We start from the raw sequence: 4,003 nt of genomic DNA on the forward strand, positions 1-4,003 counted from the left end.
AACCTTTTTTTAGGAGGAATAGTAATTGATTGAAGTGAATAATGTAACTAAAATTTATAAGATTAGTAATAGGAAGTCTTTTCTACAAGATCTTTTCTTACCGAAGACATATAAAAAAATTTATGCGGTAAAGAATATAAATTTGTACATAGAACAAGGTGAAAAAGTAGGCTATATAGGCAGTAATGGTGCGGGTAAATCTACAACGGTAAAACTCTTAACTGGAATTATCAGGCCAACACAAGGAAGGATATCAATAAATGGCTTAGATCCATTTATTGATAGAAATGATTATGTAAAAAATATTGGGGTGGTATTTGGACAACGTAACCAATTATTTTGGGATTTAAGGGTGAGAGATTCCTTTAAATTTAATAAAGATTTATATCAGCTAAGCGATAATTATTATAAAGATAAAATGAAATTTTTTGAAAAATATATTGATTTACACGAGATTCTAGATAAACCAGTAATGAAACTATCGTTAGGACAGAAAATGAGAGCTAATATAGCGTTGACGTTATTACATTCTCCTAAAATTATTTTTCTTGATGAACCGACGATAGGGTTAGATATTTTTACTAAAGCTGCAATTAGAGAAATGTTATTAATATTAAATAAAGTATATGGAACTACAATTTTGTTTACTTCACATGATATGGAGGATATAGATAAAATCTGTGACAGAATAGTGCTATTAGAAAACGGAGAAATAATTGAAGATAAAGGAATTTTAGATTTTAAAGAAAAATATGGGACATATAAGATGATTAGTTTTAAAACGAAGAATGCGAGTAAAATAAAAGAGAAAATAGAATTACTGTACAGTGATTATGTACAGAATAATAATATAATTATTCATAATGAAGGTATAGCGAATAAAATATCAATATCTGTTGATGAGAAGAGCATTAATGCATCTGAAATAATTAAAGAGATATTTGCCCTTGATGTTGATGTTCAAAATATCAAAATAGATGAGAATAACTTAGAAGATATAATCAGAAATGTTTACGCAAAGGGTGGTATATGAATTGAAAAGAAATATTTCAATTATAAAAGTAGCAATAAAAAACAGTTATGTTTATAAGATGAAATTATTTTTTTATTCATTAATGGGCATAATGCAATTTTTGATATACTGGTTCCTATGGAAAGCCATTATTTCAGGGGGGAAAACTATAAATGGATTTAATCAAGAGCATATTATGACGTACTTTGTTCTATCCTTTATAATTCAAAGTATGCTACCAAGATGGATTACTATGGAGATAGGGTGGAAAAATAAAAGGGGAGATATTGCTATAGACTTACTAAGACCGATCAATTTTCAAAGATATCTGCTATTTTACAGTATAGGTGATGTTATCTATACAATGGGCTTTATGGGGTTACCTATTTTGATACTTGGAATTTTTAGTAAAACGTTAATATATAGTGATAATTTTATATATTTTTTCTTATCTCTAATTAATTCATACTTAATTTCATTCTATATGTTCTACATAGTTGGTTTATTAAGCTTTTGGGTTACTAATATATGGGGAGTATTTATATCCTTTGAGGTAATATATTTATTTTTTTCTGGGGCTTTAATACCTATTACTTTTTTACCGGACTATTTAATAACAATATCTTCTTTTTTACCATTTAAAAGCTTAGTTGAGACACCAATAATGATTTATTTAGGATTAGCTGATAGTACGTTTATAAGTATATTAATTCAATTAGTTTGGCTAGTTGTTCTCAAAGGAATTTCAGTAATTATGTTTAATAAAGCAAGGAAAAGAACAGAGATTTTTGGAGGCTAACATGAATAGTATATATTTAAAGTTATTTATATATAAACTTAAAATGCTTTATGTATATCGTAAAGACTTTTTCATAGGTATTTTATCATCTATTATAAAAGCTTTAATTGGAATAATATTCATTGAATCAATTTTTAATAATGTAACAACAATAAATGGATGGAATCAGAGTAAATTAGTATATCTATATTTTTCAGTTAGTTATATGCAGGCAATATATCATATGCTATTTATGGGGATGATAGGATTTTCTGATTTGTATATTAAAAATGGTGAATTAGATTGCGTTCTTATTAAACCGGTAAATCCGTTAAAATATATAATTGCGTATGATATTTCAATAAAGGAAATGCCTGCTGTAATAATAAATCTTTTAGTATTAATTGTTACAATTAAAAAACTTACAAACAATACTTTAGACATGGCATTATTAATATTATTGCCACACTGTGGAATGTTAATTATGTTATGGTTCTCTATTTTCATTAATTGCCTTAGTTTTAGATACTATGATACTTTAATGGGAGTAAAATTTATTGTAGCAATAACAGATTTTTGTAGATATCCTATGAATATATATCCTAAATTTATATCTTATATAGCCACTTTTATAGTGCCATATGGATTGGTGACTTTCTATCCATTAAAAGATGTAACTAAATTAAAAAGCTATTTCTATATGGTACTAGCTTTGGTTGTATGTTTAGGATTTATAGCTTATAGAGTATGGGAAAGATCCCTAAATAACTATCAAAGTGTTGGTTCATAGATGTGGTACTATAGGATTTATCATCAGATGAACCATCTAAATTACATCCAAATAAAAATACAAAAATACTTTGGAAAGCATAGAAAAAGGTATAGTTTCTCTAATTGTGTAACTTTCATATTTCTAGATTGTGTTTATTAAACTTGCTGGGTAAAATTGTATTAGAGCGTAACTACAAGGTTAATATTCTTACAATTATTTCAAAATCAAGCTTTAAAAGATTTTAGAGATTTTAGGTTAAGGTAATGTGCTGTATAAAAATAGATTTAGAGAGGGTTGCATGACACTTACTAAAATTCACTGTCGCTCATTAAGTTAGGTGTTTAAATAGGATAAATGAAGGTAAAATGTAAATAGCATATATTATGGATTTACGAAAAAAATTAAATTATAGATTCTGTGTTACACTACCATTAGTAATATATCATGGAAAAGGCGATTGGAATATAAAAACTAGCCTTGGGGAAATAATAACAGGATATGAGGAATTATCAAAAGATATACAAGAATTTATACCTAATTATAAATATCTTTTATATGATATATTAAGATATACAGATGAGGAAATAAAAGGTGAAGTTATAAATAGAATAGCAATGACTATAATGAGGGATATATTTACAAAAGATAGCGAAGAATTGCTCAAATCTATTTCACGTTCAATAGAATACCTACAAGAATTAGAAGATAAACAAACGGGAATAGAATATTTTGAAACACTTATGAGATATATTTTTAGTGCTGGCAAAGACTTATCTAGGACAGATATTAATGAGATAGTTAAAAAAATTGAAAGTACCTATCCAGAAGGGAGTGAACGAGTTATGACTTTAGCTGAAATATTTAGAAAAGAAGGAATGGAAAAAGGAATAGAAAAGGGAATGGAAAAAGGAATAGAAAAAGGAATAGAAAAAGGAGAGACGAAAGCCTTTGAAAAAGCTGTGATAAAATTATTAACCAAAAAATTTGGAGCTTTACCGGAGGAACTTAGGATAGGAATATCAAAACTTGATGCTATTACTTTAGAAATTATAATTGATGATATCTTTGAATATGAAAGTTTAGAGGATGTTAAAAATATGTATCTTAGGATATAAAATGACTAGCTATCATGTGATGGCTAGTCATTTTATATTTCCAATGGAATAAGTGGAGAAGATTATTTAAAATTAAAGAAATTTTTTAAGACCACTATATCTCTTTTGATTTAGAAAGGGAATAATTAATAGAAGAATATAAAAATAAAGGGATGGATGATGAAACAATAGAAGCTTTAATATCAGATCCTTCTTTATATGAAATATTTTATGTACCAGAGTAAGCTAGATGGGATAAATTTAAAGATTTAAACTTTGATATAGGACCAGAGCTAGACAAAGCTTTTAAAGCTATAGAAGATGAGCCTAAAAACTCAGAATTAATA

General features: G+C 26.8%; 4 protein-coding genes. All 4 read left to right on the plus strand.

Going from position 1 to position 4,003, the window contains the following annotated elements:
• Nucleotides 1-34: 34 nt before the first annotated feature.
• The 4 genes from VK071_00870 to VK071_00885 all read left to right on the plus strand — a co-directional run bounded on the left by VK071_00870 (nucleotide 35) and on the right by VK071_00885 (nucleotide 3,677).
• Nucleotides 35-1,033, plus strand: a complete 999-nt coding sequence (locus VK071_00870) for an ATP-binding cassette domain-containing protein (GenBank protein HLR33868.1) — start codon at nucleotides 35-37, stop codon at nucleotides 1,031-1,033.
• Between the two features lies 1 nt (nucleotide 1,034).
• Nucleotides 1,035-1,811, plus strand: coding sequence for an ABC-2 family transporter protein (locus VK071_00875; protein ID HLR33869.1), 777 nt, complete (start codon nucleotides 1,035-1,037; stop codon nucleotides 1,809-1,811).
• Between the two features lies 1 nt (nucleotide 1,812).
• A complete protein-coding gene (locus tag VK071_00880) occupies nucleotides 1,813-2,580 on the plus strand; it encodes an ABC-2 family transporter protein (GenBank protein HLR33870.1) in 768 nt (255 codons plus the stop codon).
• Nucleotides 2,581-2,945: 365 nt separating this feature from the next.
• The gene (locus VK071_00885; protein ID HLR33871.1) at nucleotides 2,946-3,677 is read left to right on the plus strand and encodes an Rpn family recombination-promoting nuclease/putative transposase; all 732 of its coding nucleotides are present in this window, start codon (nucleotides 2,946-2,948) and stop codon (nucleotides 3,675-3,677) included.
• Nucleotides 3,678-4,003 lie beyond the last annotated feature (326 nt).

It is taken from the genome of Tissierellales bacterium, assembly GCA_035301805.1.
Taxonomy (GTDB): domain Bacteria; phylum Bacillota; class Clostridia; order Tissierellales; family DATGTQ01; genus DATGTQ01.